Below are 17,590 nucleotides of genomic sequence, written 5' to 3'. Positions count from 1 at the left end.
ATTAATCCCTATCTATTGGCGATGTTTGTACATGCTTTTTCCATTCACTTAAATACATTTTCTCTGCTTTAGGTAGTCCAACAGGTAATTGTGCAATGAATTCTAAACTATTTCCATCAGGATCGTTAAAATATACGGAGGCGTGTGCTAATTCTGGAAAAACGATTGGCTCAATTGGCTCCATTCCAAAGTCTTTTCGCGCTGGAATTCCTTTCTGTTTGAGCCAGTGTATTGCGTTTTCTAAATCGTGTAAGCTTACTTGGAAAGCGATATGTCGTAAGGATGGATGATAATTGACTTTGTATTCTTTTCCTTCCCAAAGACCAATCCAACTTTCATTTTCTACAATCCAAAAGAAGGCGATATCGTTGTCTCTTTTATATAATTTTAACCCCAGTGATTCATAAAAAGGTATCGAAATTTCTAAATTACAGACAGGTAAATGTGCTTCATAAAGACCTTTAATCATTATAATCCTCCTTAATAAAAATGTTTCTTATTCCATAGTAAACGATTTCTTGTTAGTTGAAATCACAAAAAAGATGGACATAAATTCATACGAAAGTATGAAAAAACAGCTCAAATATGAGCTGTTTTCGTATAGTTTTTAGTTAACATATTTTATTCATTTAGGGTTTAGCAAAAAGGATACGTATTATATTTAAAACCCTCCGCCGCCACCCCAACAGCTACATCCGATAATGATTAGAAGGATGAATAGCACGATGAGTAAAGCAAATCCACCGCCGAAACCAGCGCAACTACCACCAAAGCTCATGTTTTTTCCTCCTTTTTAGGAAATTAATCTATATAACTAATGGATTACTTTATAAGATATGTTTTTATTTAGAAAAGGAGCAAGTCTTACTTCTAATTAGACAAGAGCCTGTGATCGGATTTAAATGTGATATTTACTTTGTTTCATAGCGCTTTTTTTAAAATGGTAAAACAATATGGAAGTGTATACTAGGTGAATGTATTGCAAATGAAAGGGGTATGTAACTTACAATTACATTAAAATTTCTTTTCATAAATATAAAATTTGTAAAAAAAGCCATTTTTTTATTTTTTTATGAGTGGAAATGTACTATAATTTTACAAGTAATATTATGGGAAAAGGGAGTTTTAGTATAGAGATGGAGATGGGACAATTACACAATAAAATAGAACACAAAAAGAAAGAGTTAATTCAACTTGTTGCTAGGCATGGATTAGATCATGATAAAGTTTTGTTATTTAGTCGAGATTTAGATATACTAATTAATAAGTTTATGAATATAAAAGGCAAAGTATGTAAGTGATTAATCTTTAATTTTTTATATTAGGATTATTTACTGATAAAGGAGAGAACAGTTATTGGAACATTTACAAGAAGAGTTGTATAAACAAATAAAAGAAGAAAAAGGTGCAGTTACTATATTTTTAAAGAGCGGAGTAAGAATAGTAGGGGAAGTAGTTGGAGTAGATAGATTTACAGTATTAATATTAGTAGATGGAAAACAACAACTTATTTATAAGCAGGCAATATCAACAATTATGAAATAAGACACTCATTTTGAGTGTCTTATTTCATAATTAAATGGTTATTGTTTACATGCTTCAACGTCAATGCCAGCAGCTAGTAATTTTTTTTCTCCGTCTTGTTCAATGAGTTTTTGTAATCTAGATAAGAAAGAGTCAAAATCTGTATGTTTACCAACTTGGAAAGTCATTTTATGCTCAATTGGTAGCCAAGTATCAATATCAGCTTCGTTATGCTGAATTTTTACTTCAAGTTTATCAAGTGCATTAGCAACTTTTGCTTCATACGTTTCTTTCGCTTCGAACTCCATCCATAAATCGTATAATTCCACGCCGAGAGGACCTTCTAGTGTACGTTTAATATTTAAAATGGCCTCTAGCTCATTTTTCTGTTTTTGTAATTGTAATTCACGGCTATTCATCGTATCAAAGGCAGGAATATCACCAGCTTCTGCTTCGACAAGGTCATGAATAATAACCATTTTAAGTAATTTTTCTATATTTACTTTTTGATCCAAATAAGGCTCAACTAAGATAGCCATTAGGGACATACGCCACGTATGTTCAGCAACACTTTCTTGACGTCCGTTAGAAAGCCAACTATGTCGCATTTCATATTTTAGTTTTTCTGCTAATGCAATGACTTGTAAAATGTTATGTTCCATCGTGATCCTCCTCATATTTCCATACTGTAATTCTAATATAGAAATGAAATGTGTCAATTTAATGAGTATATTGCGATAAATAGATGATACGCGTATAATGATTGTTATATGTGAAAACGCATTATTAAAATAAAAAAATGTTTTACGAAAAAGAAAAAGAAAGGGCAGGAATATGGGAGACGAAAATCAAGGATTAGCTAGACCGCAAAGGAAAAAAAGGAAGTTTGATATTTCTAGCCCCTTTGGCATTGTAGTAGGTTTCGTTATTTTAATTGCAGCGATCATGCTTGGCGGTGGTGGAATAAAAGCTTTTAAAAATTTCTTAGATGTTTCATCTATTTTGATCGTTATAGGGGGAACAACAGCGACAATTATTGTGGCATATAGATTTGGAGAAATAAAAAAATATACGAAAAGTATTTTTACTGTTTTACATAGAAGAGAGGAAAATCTAGAACAGTTAACGGATTTGTTCGTTGATTTTTCAAAGAAGTCTAAAAAACATGGTTTACTCTCGTTAGAAGTTGATGGAGAGCAAGTAGACAATCCTTTTATTCAAAAGGGGATTCGTTTAATGTTAAGTGGATATGATGAAGCAGAATTAAAAGAAGTATTAATGAGAGATGTTGAAACAGAAGTATATGAGTTAAGAAAAGGAGCAACATTATTAGATAAGATTGGTGATTTCGCTCCAGCGTGGGGTATGATAGGAACTTTAATTGGTCTTATTATTATGCTTCAAAACTTGCAAGATACATCGCAAATTGGTACAGGAATGGCAGTTGCTATGTTGACGACATTGTATGGATCTGTTATTGCAAACATGATTGCAATACCGTTATCTGAAAAAGTGTATCGTGGCATTGAAGATTTGTATACAGAGAAGAAGTTTGTAATAGAAGCAATCACAGAGCTTTACCGAGGACAAATTCCTTCTAAGTTAAAGTTAAAACTTGATACATACGTATATGAAACGAAGATAAAAAAAGAAAAACGAGCAGCCTAATATTTCAAGGAGTGGTATGGTGATGATAAAACGACCGCAAAAAGGATCGCCTCGTTGGATGACGACTTTTACTGATTTAACGATGTTGTTATTGACTTTTTTTGTACTATTAGTTGCTACATCAAAACAAGATACAGTAAAATTATCGAAGATGCTTGAAAAGTTTAGTGATGCAGAACAAGTGGATGCGAAAGTAATGGAAGGTACAATACCAGATATTTCACATGAAAAAAATGATGAAAAAGCAGTTTCAAAAAAACGAATGGATGAATTGTATAAAAAGTTAAAAGCATATGTAGATAATAATGGTGTTAGTCAAGTGAATGTATATCGAGAAGATACAGGTGTTAGCATCGTTATAGTAGATAACTTAATATTCGATACAGGTGATGCGAATGTTAAGGTGGAAGCGAAAGAAGTAATTAGTCAATTAGTAGGGTTCTTCCAATCGGTACCAAATCCAATTGTTGTAGAAGGACATACGGATAGTAGACCGATTCATAATGAAAAATTTCCTTCCAACTGGGAATTATCTTCAGCACGAGCAGCTAATATGATTCACCACTTAATTGAAGTGTATAATGTAGATGATAAACGATTAGCAGCGGTAGGATATGCGGACACAAAACCAGTAGCATCAAATGATTCACCGCAAAATTGGGAGAAAAACCGGCGCGTTGTAATATATATTAAAGAATAATATATTTCCATTTTATTAATAAAATAATAAAAATACAGAAATTCTTTTAAAAAAATATTAAATTTTCTCGTTTTATTTTGTATAATGAGTGAGAATGATAAGGTGAAATATTAAGATATATTTATACATAGAGGGAGAGAACCAAAAAGAATGGCACATAAAATTTTAGTTGTAGACGATGCGATGTTTATGCGAACAATGATTAAAAACTTATTAAAAAGTAATTCAGAATTTGAAGTTATCGGTGAAGCAGAGAATGGGGTAGAAGCGATTCAAAAGTATAAAGAGCTTCAACCTGATATTGTAACACTAGATATTACGATGCCTGAAATGGACGGACTTGAAGCATTAAAAGAAATTATGAAAATTGATTCGAGTGCAAAGGTTGTCATTTGTTCCGCAATGGGACAACAAGGTATGGTATTAGATGCAATTAAAGGCGGGGCAAAAGACTTTATTGTAAAGCCATTCCAAGCCGATCGTGTTATCGAAGCTTTAACAAAAGTAGCAAATAGCTAATATAGAAGGGGTGCCACAAAGAATCAAATCAATGATAGCGGATAGACGTGTGGCCCCCTTTTTTCTCGTTATAAAACACTAAATTGTTATACATAAATGAAATGTTTGTTAGACAGGTAGGGGATTAAAATGCAAACAGATCTATTAAATATATTTTTTGAAGAAGCAGAAGAACATTTACAGTCGCTAAATGAAAATGTGCTAAATTTAGAACAGAATCCTGCCGATATGGGTGTTGTAGGGGAAATATTCCGCTCAGCTCATACATTTAAAGGTATGTCTGCGAGTATGGAATTTGCAGAAATGGCAGATTTAACTCATAAGATGGAAAATGTTTTAGACGAAATCCGTCATGGAAATATGATGGTGAATGCTAATATTATTGATGTTATTTTTGAGTGCATTGATAATTTAGAAAAGATGGTTACAGATGTGCAGCAGGGCGGAATGGGTAATATTGATGTTGTATCTACAAAGCATAAATTAGAAGCATTATTAAATGGGAATGTAGAAGCTTCTATGGAACAAGTAGAGCAAAGTAGTATAAACAATGATGATACAGTTTCACATGAAGTATATATAACCGTCGAACAACAAGCCATTTTAAAAGCAGTACGTGCCATTATGTGTATTGAAGCATTACAAAATGTAGGGGATATACAAAAAACGGTTCCAAGCATTGAAGAAATCGAAGCGGATGCTTTTGGATTTGAGTTTACAGTATATATGGATACTGATCGTAGTGTTGAAGAATTGAAACAGGTGGTGCTTCACGTTTCTGAAATTGAGAAAGTAGAAGTGAAGCAAGGAAATATAGCTGAAGAAGGAATCGTACAATCTATTGCAGCAACGCAGCTGGATCCATCTCTAGAGGCACGAACTCCAACAGCTAGTACTACACCGGCTAAAAGTAATACAAAAACGAAAAATGCTAAAGTAGAGAATCGTTCTATTCGTGTTCAGTTAGAAAAAATCGAAAGATTAATGAATATGTTTGAAGAAAGTGTAATTGAGCGTGGACGAATTGATGAATTAGCAGAAACGATTCAAAATAAAGAGTTAATCGAGCATTTAAATCGATTAGGGGATATTTCAAAAGATATCCAAAATGTATTATTAAATATGCGTATGGTACCGATTGAAACGGTCTTCAATCGTTTTCCGCGTATGGTACGTATGTTAGCGAAAGATTTAGGTAAAAAAATCGATTTACAAATTAAAGGTGAAGATACTGAAGTTGATAAAATTGTTATTGACGAAATTGGTGATCCACTCGTTCATTTAATTCGTAATGCAATTGATCATGGTATTGAAACTGTCGAAAACCGACGTGATGCCGGGAAAAATGAGACAGGTACTATTAAATTAGAGGCGTTTCATAGTGGAAATCATGTCGTAATTCAAATTACTGATGATGGAAATGGTATTCATAAAGGAAAAGTATTAGAAAAAGCGATAAAAAATGGTGTTGTAACGGAATCAGAGGCAAATAAATTAACGGATCGTGAAGTTTTTGATCTTATCTTCCAACCGGGATTTAGTACAGCGGAAGTTGTATCTGACCTTTCTGGACGTGGGGTTGGATTAGATGTTGTTAAACATACGATTCATAGTTTAGGTGGGCATTTAATTATTGATTCTGAAGAAGGAAAAGGAAGTACATTCAGAATTGAACTTCCTTTAACATTGTCTATTATTCAATCAATGCTTGTTCAAACAAATGATAAGCGTTATGCCTTGCCTCTTGGCAATATTGCTGAAGCCATTCGAATTAAGAAAGAAGACATACAATCGTTACAAGGGAAAGACGTTTTAAACTATCGCAATCAAATTATTGAAGTGAAACATTTAAGTACTGTATTTGGTGAAAAAACAGTAGATGAGGCGTTCGCATCATATGATAGTCAAATGGTTCCTGTGTTAATTGTTCGTAATACACATCGTAGCTATGGACTTATCGTAAACACAATTATCGGTCAAAGAGAAATAGTTTTAAAGTCATTAGGTGATTTCTTTGCAGAGAGCTCTAACTATTTCTCTGGTGCGACAATTCTCGGTGATGGACGAGTGGTCCTCATTTTAAACCCAGAAGGTTTATAATAGGAATGAAGGAAGCTCCCCACTTGTATACAATTGGGGAGCTTTTTGGGTAGAACTAATAATATAAGTATATGAAAACCGTCGTTTACACATATTGTGGAAATAAATACATGTTCACAATTCGGATGATAAGTTTGGTAAAATATAACGAGTGTAATAGAGAGTTTAAATCATTTGATAGAAAAACAAAAATGAGGAGGCAGGAAAAATGCCTGAGCAACACACAAAAGGGGATACTGGCACAATTGTGCTAGAAAAAGAAAATGAACATTTAACGCCTCAAGAATGCGATATTCTTGGTGAAATCGCTAATATATCATTTGGTTCAGCTTCGACTGTATTATCAACAATTTTAAATAGGCAAGTAAGTATTACTGCTCCTCAAGTAGAATTGGTAGATTTATATGATACAAGTGATGTTGAAATTCCACATGTTGTATTAAATATCCATTTCACAAAAGGATTAGATATGGAAAATCTTCTTGTCTTAAAGCAAGATGTTGCTTTATCTATTGCTGATTTAATGATGATGGGAACAGGTGAAGTTGAAGAGGGAAAAGAGCTTGGTGAATTAGAGCTAAGTGCAGTACAAGAAGCTATGAATCAAATGATGGGATTCGCAGCAACATCTATGTCAGAATTCTTCCAAGATACGGTAGACATGTCTCCGCCAACAATTAAAGTTGTGCAACTTACAGAAGAGATGGAGAAGATTTCTGGTATTAATGGGAATAATATGGTTGTTAAAGTATCGTTTGAATTAAAAATAGATAATCTTGTGAATTCTCAGCTTGTACAGGTTGTTTCAGTTGAACATGCGAAGCGAATGATAAATAAATTGTTACAATTATCTGGTGGTGTGGAAGAAGAAATAGATGAGCCGGCGGAAGTGCAGGAAACTGAGATTGTAGAAGAGCATGTAGAAAAAGAGCAATTAACACAAGAAGAGAAAGATGTGCTTGGTGAAATTGCGAATATTTCAATCGGTTCGGCTTCAACAGTACTATCGACGCTTTTAAATCAGCCTGTCACTATTAGTACACCAAATGTAGAGGCGATTAATGTTCGTCATTATGAAGGAGTACCGGTTCCGTTTGTTATTTTAAATGTCGATTTTGTTGAAGGACTAAAAAATGAGAATGTATTCGTATTTACGAAAGATGTTGCTTTAACAATGGTAGATTTAATGATGATGGGAACGGGTGAAATTGATCCGGAGAAAGAGCTAAGTGAATTAGAGTTAAGTGGCATTAAAGAAATTATGAACCAAATGATGGGGCATGCTGCAACAGCGATGTCAGAAATGTTTAAAGAAAAAATGGATATGACACCACCAGACGTTAAATTTGTTTCTTTAAAAGAAGAAATGGAATATTTGGGAGAGTCGATGGCAGTTGACGAACTCGTTCAAATTACTTTTAATCTTGAAATTGGTGATCTCCTTCAATCAAAGATGTATCAAATACTACCGATATCAGAAGCGAAAGAAATGGTTAGAAGACTTCTATATCCGATGGTGGAAGAGCAAGAAGAAATAGTTGAGGAAGTTGTTGAAGAGGAAGAAATTCCTGCACCAGTCGTACAGCCAATTGAATATAAAGAAGTCAAGCAAGTTGAGCCAGTATATATGGATACATCTATTCTACAAAATGTAGAAATGAATGTTAAATTTGTATTTGGAAGTACAGTGAGAACAATTCAAGATATTTTAAGTCTACAAGAAAATGAAGCGGTCGTACTTGATGAAGATATTGATGAACCGATTCAAATTTATGTGAACGATGTATTAGTGGCGTATGGAGAACTTGTAAATGTAGATGGGTTTTTCGGAGTAAAAATGACGAAATCGCTATAAGGCGTCAAAATAGGAGTTTGAACAAATAGATGAAAAACGTAAAGTTTTTTCTAGTTAGTTGGCTATTCTTACATATATGTATATTTTTACCATCGCAAGGGCAGGCAGAAGAAAAAAGTGTACAAGATCAAAATATAAGCGAAATGAATGACCAAGAGGGAAAAAATAAAGAAGTTCAGGAACAGCCGGAACAAGTGGAAATGCCCTCGGTTGAAGATGAAAAAAAAGCAGTAGAAAATGAGCAAGGGAAAGAAAAAAAAGAAGAAAGAACGATAGAAACAGACCGAGGGGTTATTACAGTTAATAAGCAGGAGCTAAAGGTTGGCGAAGAAGTGCGGATTGCTGTAGAATCAAATGAAAAAAACATTCAAAGTGTAAAAGGCATATTACAATTACAAAAAAATGGTGAGCAGTACAGACAAGAGAGAATAATATCTTTTGAGTATGAAGAAGAAACGAAGCGATGGATCGCTAATTATAAGGCCGGAATATATGATTTACAAGGTGATTGGAACCTTAGGCTCGTTGAAAGCTATAAAGAAGATGAGAAGGAAGAAGTAATAGAGAACGAATTAAATGTCCCGCTCATTCGTATAAACAATGAAGCACCAACTATAGATAAAGAATTGCCAAAGTTAGAGAAAGTTAGTATTGATGAGGCAAAAGGGAACTTAATTGAACGGAAAAAGGGAGAATCCGTTCATATACGAGTACAAACGGTGGATATAGAATCGGTTGTTAAAGAAGTGCGCGTTATATTAAAAGGAAAAGAAGACGGTAACGATATTACTTTTTTATTAGACTATAATAAACGCGACATGGATTGGCAGAAAATATTTGAAATAACAGAAGCTTTACCTGTTGGGCCGCATCAACTTATTGTGGAAGTAACAGATGGGGCAGGTAACAAACTTGTGACAGAGAGTGAATATATCGTTTCTATCATCGAACAAAAAGTGAAAGATGATGAAAAGATAGAAGAGCAAGAGAATCAAAATGAAGTAGAAGATAAGAAAGAAATTGAGAAGCAGGAAGATCCGAAAATAGAGATGCCGCTTCCAGAAGAAAAACTTCCAGTTGTTCAAATTCCAAAGCAAGAAGAGAAAGTGAACTCTTATATAAAAGAGCCGTTGAAAGAAAAAGAGGAAATCAACTACGTTATAAAAGAGTCGTTAACAGACAACAAGGAAGTAAATAATGTGAAGGTTCATAAAGAGAAAAAAAGCGGAAATGACAATCAAGTCGTTTCTAAAAAGAAAGAGAAAATAGAAGAACAACAAGAAAAGAAAGAGGAAAAAAGTGAGCAGGGAGTACAGGCTTCTAATGTGTTTGCTGTTATGTCAGGATTATTTGTACTATTTTTAGTTTTAAAGAGTAATAAAGAGTGGGGCTAATAATTTGATAGTAGTGGAGGCGCTTAGATGGAAATTAAACGTACTACAATTGAAAATAAGACGCTACACCCATTAAAACAGCCTGCAGCTATTTCAGAACATGAAATTCAAAAAGAGCGAAAACGGAGTAATCTTGTGTTTACCGGGCGGTCCCAAATCATTTCGAAAAATAATGAAATAGGGATTCTACTTGCGAGTTTAGGTGATGGAAAGATTGTAAAAGATATGCTTTCTAAGGAAATGGATACGGTGTTGCAGTTGTTTTCAAAGCTACATATGTTGTCTGAGGAAGGAAAGCAATCGGAAAAAATATATGAACAAATTGTTAAAAGTTTGCAGGGGCTTATTAAACAAGCTCATATAAAGGGAGTTCCGTTATTAGACGGAACATATGATTTCGCTGAAGTGCAGCTTTCGTTTGGAAGAAAAGTGCATATTCCGTTACTTGATGTAAGTGCGCTCATTTCTAGAGTGGAACAAGATACATCAGAAGGAAATACGAATTTAATGATAACAGTTATTACAGCTTACATGACAAAATTGTCTAACGAAACAATTTTAATTAGCGGTACGGATCGTATTTCTAAAGAACGTGATGTGAGCGTGTGGAGAGCACTTGCAGAAATGAATATGACGCAATTATCTCATGCGTTGAAACATACGATTCAAGAGCATAAATGGTCTGTTACGGCTCTATTTCTCTTCATGTGGGTTATAGGTATCATATTGATTCGTATTATATAATAAAAAAAGGTCGTCATTTTAATTATGACGACCTTCTTTTATACTTTTTCGTAAAAGAATGTATCAAAGCGCTGAAGATTGTAGCGTTCGGGTGTTAAAATTTGTTCTGTGCTACCAACGAATAGTACGCCGCCTTTTCGTAAAGAACGACTAAACTTTTCATAAAGCTTTATTCTTGCTTCTTCTGTAAAGTAAATCATTACATTTCGGCAAATGATTAAATCGTAGTTCGTATCAAATGTCTGCATTAATAAATCATGTTGTTTAAATGTAACTTGCTGTTTAATATTTTGATGCAATATATATGTATCATCTTCTTTTGTGAAATGACGTTGTTTTAAATCATTAGGTAATTCTTTCAAAGAGCGTTCTGTATATTGACCACGTTTTGCAGTTGCTAAAACATGAAAATCAAGATCCGTTGCTTGAATGTCATAACGAAACGGAGCTAGATGCTTCGATAATATTAAAGAAAGTGTATATGGTTCTTCACCGGCAGCGCAAGCAGCACTCCAAATTTTTAATTTACCGTTATTTTGTTCAAGTAGCTTTGGTAGAGCTTTCGTCTCTAACGTTTGCCAGCGCTCTTTATTTCTGAAAAACTCTGATACGTTAATTGTAATATAGTCAATAAAACTTAAAAATAACGTTTGATCGGTGCGTAAATTATTTAAAAAATTTGTGTAATTTTCAAAACCTTTTCTCGAAATGAAAGCGTCGATTCTTCGGCGCATTCTATCTTGCTTATAGGAAGCGATATCCATATTAAAGTGCTGTTTAAAACTTACGACAAATTGATTATAATCTTGTTCAGTTATCATATTTACAATAGGCACAATAACGATATTGTGCCTCCCCCTTTACATCATACGAATTTTTTGTTCAAAGCTTTTTTTCAGCTGCTTTTCATGTAAGCCTGGTAAATCATAAATAACAGCATCAATTCCTGCTTCTTTTGCAACGTCAACGGGAATGACAGACGTATGTTTATCTCCGTTATAAAAACAGAGAACTAAATCGGTATCTTCGATAATTTGCTTTACAAAAAACATATAATCTGATCGATAAATGGAGTCGGAAGGATGATCAAAAGCAATATACTCTGCTCCGTGTTTTTTTAAATAATCAACGACTTCTTGAAATTCGTCTGTTAATACATGTAACGGTTGCAGTGTGTAAAGGCATAAATTTTGAGCGAGCCTTTCATTTTCAATGAAAAAACGAAGAACTTCATTTTCAATAGATTTATAACATAATATGTAAATTTTATGTTTGTGAGCATAGTCAATTAAAAATTTTTTTATTTCTTCCTGATCTAATGCTGTTAATTGATTTGAACCACAAAGAAAAATATTCATAGATTTGTGCCACCTCATGCTAAATTGTAACATATCTTCTATAAAAAATAACTGCAAAATATCATTGTACAGAGTATAATTATAAATAACTGGATTTTACGATTAAGTTTGGAAGGAAATAAAAAAATAAATAGGTGATATATATGCTGCGTTCTATCTCGCATAATCCAATTTTATCGCATATACCGCCTGCTACTCAAATGCCGAAAGAAGCAAATGTCAGGACAGGACTTGCTTTTTCGGATAATTTGCATGCAGATCCGAAAAAAGATAAATTGTTAGAACAAATGGAAGCACTTGTTGATAACATTGGAGAAATTAAAGAGAAAATCGAATTAGAGTTAACGCTCGATAATGTAATGGAATACAAAAATACTGTAAAATCATTTTTGAATTTTTACGTTGATAACGTATTGCAGTATAAAGATGTTATGTCTCGTCATCCGCGTTACGGATATTCGCAGAAAATGACGATCGTAAAACAAGCTGAAATGGGATTAACTGAGTTAGAAGATGTTATGAATTTAATTAATACGAAAACAGGGCATTTAGAAATGTTAAATCAAATTGGAGAAATTCATGGTTTGATTGTAAATTTAGTCTTGTAAAGGAAAGGAAGCTATATGTACATACAATTATATGAAAAGCTCGTTATTATTCAAAAGGCATATGAAAATATTCAAACGCTTGGGGAACAAATATATGAGAATTTAAAAAATAAAAATGTAAATGCAGTTCAAAAGTTGCAAGTAGAGCAATTGCAGTACATAGAAGGTGTTAAAGGATTATCGCGATCTTTTGAGGAAATGGTTGTTCAGCTTTGTAAAGAAAAACAAGTTGAACCGCTGCGTATGCGTTCGCTATTTTCGTATTTTTCACAGGAAGAAAATGAAAAAATGGAAGAATTACAAAAAAGTTTAAATGAATTAGAAGAAAATGTAAAAATGATTCTTTTGAAAAATCAATATTACTTAAACGTACTATTAAAAACTACAGAAAGTATTGTGGATTCCGTTTCTGAATACAATTTGGAGAAAAACAATAATTCGCAAATCTTTATGAATGAACTATTGTAAAGGAGAAGTGAAGCATTATGAGATTATCTGATTATAATACGCCGTTATCTGGTATGCTAGCGGCCCAAATGGGATTACAAACGACAAAACAAAACTTATCTAACATTCATACGCCGGGTTATGTTCGTCAAATGGTAAATTACGGATCTGTTGGAGCAAGTAACGGTCATACGCCTGAACAGAGAATCGGTTATGGTGTACAAACATTAGGAGTTGACCGTATTACAGATGAAGTGAAAACGAAGCAATTTAATGATCAGTTGTCACAGTTCTCTTACTACGCATATATGAATTCTACTTTATCACGAGTAGAGTCTATGGTAGGAACGACAGGGAAAAATTCATTATCTAGTTTAATGGATGGATTCTTCAATGCTTTTCGTGAAGTTGCAAAAAATCCAGAACAACCAAACTACTACGATACATTAGTTTCTGAAACTGGGAAGTTCACAAGTCAGATAAATCGTCTTGCGAAAAACTTAGATACAGCAGAAGCACAGACGACAGAAGATATTGAAGCACATGTGAATGAATTTAATCGTCTTGGTGCTAGTTTAGCAGAGGCGAATAAAAAAATTGGACAAGCAGGGACACAAGTACCTAATCAACTATTAGACGAACGTGATCGCATCGTTACAGAGATGTCTAAGTATGCCAATATTGAAGTATCTTATGAATCTATGAATCCTAATATCGCGAGTGTTAGAATGAATGGTGTTTTAACAGTAAATGGACAAGATACATATCCACTTCAATTAAATAAAGAAAAAGAACCAATGTCTGTTGCGATTTATGGATCGGATATTCCTTTAAATGGTGGAGCAATTCAATCAGCGATAGATACGAAAGCGAAGATTGCTAGTTATAAGAAAAACCTTGAAGAATTAATGAGTTCTGTAAAAGGTCAAGTGAATACAGTGATGGGAAAAGATTTCTTCGTTGGAGATCATGCGAAAGATATTCAGTTAAACCCTGAATTCGCAAAAGATGTTTCGAAAATGAAAATCTCTGCTGAAACAGCAAATAAACTAGCAGGAATTACAGAGGGAGATTATAAAGAAGGTCTTTCTTATAAACAAGCATTAGACCAATTTATAGTTGGTGTAGCTTCTGATAAAAGTGCAGTGAATGCTTATCAAAACATTCATAAAGATTTATTAGAAGGTATTCAGGAAGAAAAGATGAGTATAGAAGGCGTTAATATGGAAGAGGAAATGGTTAATTTAATGGCTTTCCAAAAATATTTTGTTGCAAACTCTAAAGCTATTACGACGATGAATGAAGTGTTTGATAGTTTGTTTTCGATTATTAGATAGCATGTAGAAGGATCGAAAAAGCTTTTTTTATGAGGGAAGAGAGGATCCGGCGCAAGGTAGAAGCGGACAGAGCCTTTTAGTGGACCAAGCCATGTTAGACCAGAGATATGAGATGGGTGAAGGGGAAGTTAAGGGAGAGAATAGCCATGTTTAGCAAGCGTCCCCCCTATATAAATTAAATGAAAACGAAAAGTCTTTTTTATGAGGGAAGAGGAGAGCCGTATATAGTTGCGGTTTCTTCTTCACGCCAATTCAAATATAGATAAAGGAGAAGATAGAGATGAGAGTATCTACGTTTCAAAATGCAAATTGGGCAAAGAATCAGATGATGGATTTGAATGTGCAACAGCAATACCACCGAAATCAAGTAACTTCTGGGAAGAAAAACCTTCTTATGAGTGAAGATCCGCTGGCGGCAAGTAAATCATTTGCGATTCAACATTCGCTAGCAAATATTGAACAAATGCAAAAAGATTTAGCGGATTCGAAAAATGTACTAACACAAACTGAAAATACTTTACAAGGTGTTTTTAAATCTTTAACAAGAGCGGATCAATTAACAGTACAAGCGCTAAATGGGACGAATAGTGAAAAAGAATTGAAGGCAATCGGTGCAGAGATTGATCAAATTTTAAAACAAGTTGTATATTTAGCGAATACGAAAGAGCAAGGCCGTTATATTTTCGGTGGGGATAGTGCTGAACAAGCCCCATTTACAGAGGACGGTACGTATCAAGGTGGAAAAAATGATGTGAACTGGCAACTAAATGACGGTTATCAATTAAAAGCATTTCGTAACGGAGAAGAATTATTATCACCAGTTATAAAAACGTTAAAACAGATGAGTGAAGCGCTGAATAACGGTGATCAAAAAGCTTTGCAACCATTATTAGGAGAAAATAAGAAAAACTTAGATGGCATCATTAACCGTACAACTGAAGTTGGTTCAACAATGAATACAATGGAGACATTTAAAACAATTTTAAGTGAGCAAAATTTAGCGCTTCAAGAAAATCGTAAAGAAATTGAAGATGTTGATTTAGCGGTAGCAATTTCAGACCTAGCGTATATTAATGCAACTTATGAAGCAACGCTTAAAGCAGTTAGCACGATGAGTAAAACGAGTATTTTAGATTATATGTAAACAATAAGGAGTGAGAAATATGGCAGGGACGTTAACAGGTATTGGTGGTAGACAACAGATTTGGAACCTCGGAAATAATATGATCGATACTTCTAACTTTGTAGAATTAGAAATGCAAGCGTTAGATATGAGAAAAACACCATATACTAATGAAAAGAACCAACTTTCACAAGATAAACTATTATATACAAGCTTAAAATCAGAATTTAGTTCTTTCACACAAACTTTTAAAAACTTAGCGGCTTTTAAAGGGAATGAGAAAAAAGTTACAACAACACAAGACGGTTATATTAATGTAAAAGCTGATGGTGGCGCGATTGCAGGAACTTTTAATATGACGATTACACAGCTTGCACAGCGTCATCAAATAGCTTCTAATCCTATTACTGATATAAATGCAAAACTTCCTAAAGATGAAACATTAAAACTAGGCGGTAAAGATCTAAAAGTAACAACTGATATGACATATAAAGATTTAATAAATAAAATTAATGATGGAGATTATGGCGTATCGGCTTATACACTTGGAGATAAAATTTTTATGTCCTCGAAAAAAGAAGGAACAGATGGAGAAATTAATTTTAAGGAGAACACATCTACACTGTTTCAAGATATTGGTTTAGCTAAGGCGGATGGCACAGCAGTCAATACAATTAATGAAGCGCAAAATGCCATATATAGTATAAACGGTATCCCAGGTAAAAGTTCTACCAATACAATTGAAGCTCTTCCTGGTGTGAAAATTGAATTACTAAAAGTGACGGAGTCAAAAGCAGAAGGAACACCAGATGCAGGTACAACAACAGATCCAAAAGCAAAAGGTATAGATCTGAAGTTTACAGTAAGTGATTCAAATGTAACAGACGCATCAAATATTATTAAAAAGATGGTGGCTGATTATAATAAAGCTGTTTCTACAATAGATATTTTTGCTGGAAAAGGTGGAGCTTTCCAAGGTCAAGCTATTATGCAAAGTGTACGTCAAGCGATGAATAATGTCGTAACATTTTCTCAAGACGGTAATTATTTGTTTTCATTTGGAATTCAATTAAAGCAAGACGGGACGATGGAAGTTAATGATGAACAATTAACAAAAGCGTTAAAAGACAAGCCGGATGCAGCGAAGCAATTTTTCTTTGGTTCTAACGGTTTAGGGAAGATGATGGAAGAGCCACTTGATAAACTATTTGGTGATAAAGGTGTAGTTGGAGAGCGAGTAAAAAACATCGATTCTCGTGTAAGTGATTTAGATAAAAAGATTAAAGATATTGAAACACAAAATCTGCAAAAACAAGATGAAATCGTGAAGAAGTATCAAAAACTAGAAAGTACACTAGCGGAGCTTGATAGCCAATTGAAAACTATTAAAGCAATGACAAAACAAAAAAGTGATGATTAATGAAAGTTAAGGAAGTGATTGTATGCAAGCATGGCAACGTTATATGCAAAATGATATTATGACGAGTAATCCGATTAAAAATACAATTTTTATTTATGAAAGATGTATCGTTGAGTTTCGTAATTTAGAAGAGCTTTTAAATACTTTTAAACTACAAGAAGGAGATGCGCTTCTTGAAAAATTAGAACGTATTTTTGAAGAGTTAAAGCTTCAATTAAATCCTGAGATTACGAAAGATTTATATGATAGTCTATTCGGTTTATATGATTGGATTAGCATTCAAATTCAGACGATGAAAGTAACGCGTGAAGCAAAAGACATGGATGCGATTGTACAAGTGTTACAAGATTTAATAGACGGTTACCGCGGAGCACTCGAAAATGAACAATGATATTTATCGAGCGTTTGTCGGCTGTTTTAATGAAATCGGTGAATTGCAAGTGTCAGATGAAGAATTTGCTGAGAAAAGTGCTATGTTAAATCGCTGGATGATGACCTTGGATGAAAAGACGCGCGCAGATGTTGCAGCGGAAGTGAGTCCATTAATAATTAAGGCAGCACAGCATATTCGAGATAAGCAAAAGATTTTGGAAGAAATGATTATGACAAATGATGGACGAATGAAAGCGAATTCGTTTTACGGTAAATTTTAATGGGGAAATATGGAAATGGATACCCCTTTTAAAAGGGGATCCATTCCATTGTTTGAATAAGGCGTTCCGCTGATTGAGGTTTCACTTTATGACTGTAATAAAAAGAATGGTAATAATCCAAACAATGAAAAATAAGATGT

At 33.7% G+C, this 17,590-nt stretch carries 21 protein-coding genes; 16 read left to right on the top strand and 5 right to left on the bottom strand.

What is annotated here, in order from left to right; all coding sequences use genetic code 11:
* Position 1 precedes the first annotated feature (1 nt).
* Positions 2-469 carry a VOC family protein gene (locus ABH960_RS09660; protein WP_033730498.1) on the bottom strand — a complete coding sequence of 156 codons (468 nt, stop codon included), beginning with the start codon at positions 467-469 and terminating at the stop codon, positions 2-4.
* Positions 470-661: 192 nt separating this feature from the next.
* Positions 662-778 (bottom strand): YjcZ family sporulation protein, encoded by a 117-nt coding sequence (locus ABH960_RS09655; protein ID WP_000007805.1) that lies wholly within the window; start codon positions 776-778, stop codon positions 662-664.
* A gap of 304 nt (positions 779-1,082) precedes the next feature.
* Here ABH960_RS09655 and ABH960_RS09650 point away from each other — a divergent pair, with 304 nt between their 5' ends.
* A complete protein-coding gene (locus tag ABH960_RS09650; protein ID WP_002141097.1) occupies positions 1,083-1,301 on the top strand; it encodes an aspartyl-phosphate phosphatase Spo0E family protein in 219 nt (72 codons plus the stop codon).
* 55 nt (positions 1,302-1,356) lie between these two features.
* Complete coding sequence (gene hfq, locus ABH960_RS09645; RefSeq protein ID WP_002012071.1) at positions 1,357-1,545, top strand: RNA chaperone Hfq; 189 nt, start codon at positions 1,357-1,359, stop codon at positions 1,543-1,545.
* A 38-nt stretch (positions 1,546-1,583) separates the two neighbouring features.
* Here hfq and ABH960_RS09640 read toward each other — a convergent pair whose 3' ends face one another.
* Positions 1,584-2,186 (bottom strand): HD domain-containing protein, encoded by a 603-nt coding sequence (locus ABH960_RS09640; protein ID WP_404444702.1) that lies wholly within the window; start codon positions 2,184-2,186, stop codon positions 1,584-1,586.
* 172 nt (positions 2,187-2,358) lie between these two features.
* On the opposite strand from ABH960_RS09640, the gene ABH960_RS09635 reads away from it, so the two are divergent.
* The 7 genes from ABH960_RS09635 to ABH960_RS09605 all read left to right on the top strand — a co-directional run bounded on the left by ABH960_RS09635 (position 2,359) and on the right by ABH960_RS09605 (position 10,504).
* Complete coding sequence (locus ABH960_RS09635; RefSeq protein ID WP_002012069.1) at positions 2,359-3,192, top strand: flagellar motor protein MotP; 834 nt, start codon at positions 2,359-2,361, stop codon at positions 3,190-3,192.
* A gap of 22 nt (positions 3,193-3,214) precedes the next feature.
* The gene (locus ABH960_RS09630) at positions 3,215-3,892 is read left to right on the top strand and encodes an OmpA family protein (protein ID WP_050000156.1); all 678 of its coding nucleotides are present in this window, start codon (positions 3,215-3,217) and stop codon (positions 3,890-3,892) included.
* A 150-nt stretch (positions 3,893-4,042) separates the two neighbouring features.
* Positions 4,043-4,411 carry a response regulator gene (locus ABH960_RS09625; protein WP_000940577.1) on the top strand — a complete coding sequence of 123 codons (369 nt, stop codon included), beginning with the start codon at positions 4,043-4,045 and terminating at the stop codon, positions 4,409-4,411.
* Positions 4,412-4,540: 129 nt separating this feature from the next.
* Entirely contained in the window at positions 4,541-6,511 is a 1,971-nt protein-coding gene (locus tag ABH960_RS09620) for a chemotaxis protein CheA (protein ID WP_002012065.1), read from the top strand.
* A 208-nt stretch (positions 6,512-6,719) separates the two neighbouring features.
* Positions 6,720-8,366, top strand: a complete 1,647-nt coding sequence (locus ABH960_RS09615; protein ID WP_002168747.1) for a flagellar motor switch protein — start codon at positions 6,720-6,722, stop codon at positions 8,364-8,366.
* A gap of 29 nt (positions 8,367-8,395) precedes the next feature.
* Complete coding sequence (locus tag ABH960_RS09610; RefSeq protein ID WP_016362074.1) at positions 8,396-9,760, top strand: hypothetical protein; 1,365 nt, start codon at positions 8,396-8,398, stop codon at positions 9,758-9,760.
* Between the two features lie 27 nt (positions 9,761-9,787).
* Positions 9,788-10,504, top strand: a complete 717-nt coding sequence (locus tag ABH960_RS09605) for a hypothetical protein (RefSeq protein WP_002086506.1) — start codon at positions 9,788-9,790, stop codon at positions 10,502-10,504.
* Between the two features lie 38 nt (positions 10,505-10,542).
* Here the strand turns inward: ABH960_RS09605 and ABH960_RS09600 are convergent, their stop codons facing one another.
* Positions 10,543-11,325, bottom strand: a complete 783-nt coding sequence (locus ABH960_RS09600; protein WP_002086504.1) for a CheR family methyltransferase — start codon at positions 11,323-11,325, stop codon at positions 10,543-10,545.
* A 39-nt stretch (positions 11,326-11,364) separates the two neighbouring features.
* Positions 11,365-11,862, bottom strand: coding sequence for a flagellar motor switch protein FliG (locus ABH960_RS09595; protein WP_002086503.1), 498 nt, complete (start codon positions 11,860-11,862; stop codon positions 11,365-11,367).
* Between the two features lie 143 nt (positions 11,863-12,005).
* Between ABH960_RS09595 and ABH960_RS09590 the strand changes: the two genes are divergently transcribed.
* The 7 genes from ABH960_RS09590 to ABH960_RS09560 all read left to right on the top strand — a co-directional run bounded on the left by ABH960_RS09590 (position 12,006) and on the right by ABH960_RS09560 (position 17,450).
* Positions 12,006-12,470: a YaaR family protein gene (locus ABH960_RS09590; RefSeq protein WP_002086502.1), complete on the top strand. Its 465-nt coding sequence runs from the start codon at positions 12,006-12,008 to the stop codon at positions 12,468-12,470.
* 15 nt (positions 12,471-12,485) lie between these two features.
* The gene (locus ABH960_RS09585) at positions 12,486-12,938 is read left to right on the top strand and encodes a flagellar export chaperone FlgN (protein ID WP_002064619.1); all 453 of its coding nucleotides are present in this window, start codon (positions 12,486-12,488) and stop codon (positions 12,936-12,938) included.
* 17 nt (positions 12,939-12,955) lie between these two features.
* Positions 12,956-14,254 (top strand): flagellar hook-associated protein FlgK, encoded by a 1,299-nt coding sequence (gene flgK / locus ABH960_RS09580; protein WP_002168744.1) that lies wholly within the window; start codon positions 12,956-12,958, stop codon positions 14,252-14,254.
* A gap of 280 nt (positions 14,255-14,534) precedes the next feature.
* Positions 14,535-15,398, top strand: a complete 864-nt coding sequence (locus ABH960_RS09575; protein ID WP_002168743.1) for a flagellar hook-associated protein 3 — start codon at positions 14,535-14,537, stop codon at positions 15,396-15,398.
* 19 nt (positions 15,399-15,417) lie between these two features.
* Complete coding sequence (locus ABH960_RS09570) at positions 15,418-16,797, top strand: flagellar hook-associated protein 2 (RefSeq protein ID WP_063226106.1); 1,380 nt, start codon at positions 15,418-15,420, stop codon at positions 16,795-16,797.
* A 22-nt stretch (positions 16,798-16,819) separates the two neighbouring features.
* Positions 16,820-17,188, top strand: coding sequence for a flagellar export chaperone FliS (locus ABH960_RS09565; RefSeq protein ID WP_002012050.1), 369 nt, complete (start codon positions 16,820-16,822; stop codon positions 17,186-17,188).
* Positions 17,178-17,450, top strand: coding sequence for a hypothetical protein (locus tag ABH960_RS09560; RefSeq protein ID WP_002126578.1), 273 nt, complete (start codon positions 17,178-17,180; stop codon positions 17,448-17,450). Before ABH960_RS09565 ends, ABH960_RS09560 begins: the two co-directional genes overlap by 11 nt.
* The last annotated feature ends 140 nt before the right edge of the window (positions 17,451-17,590 follow it).

The organism is Bacillus sp. RC252 (genome assembly GCF_044909215.1).
GTDB classification, from domain to species: Bacteria; Bacillota; Bacilli; order Bacillales; family Bacillaceae_G; genus Bacillus_A; species Bacillus_A mycoides.
This window is presented reverse-complemented; position numbering and strand designations above follow the sequence as displayed.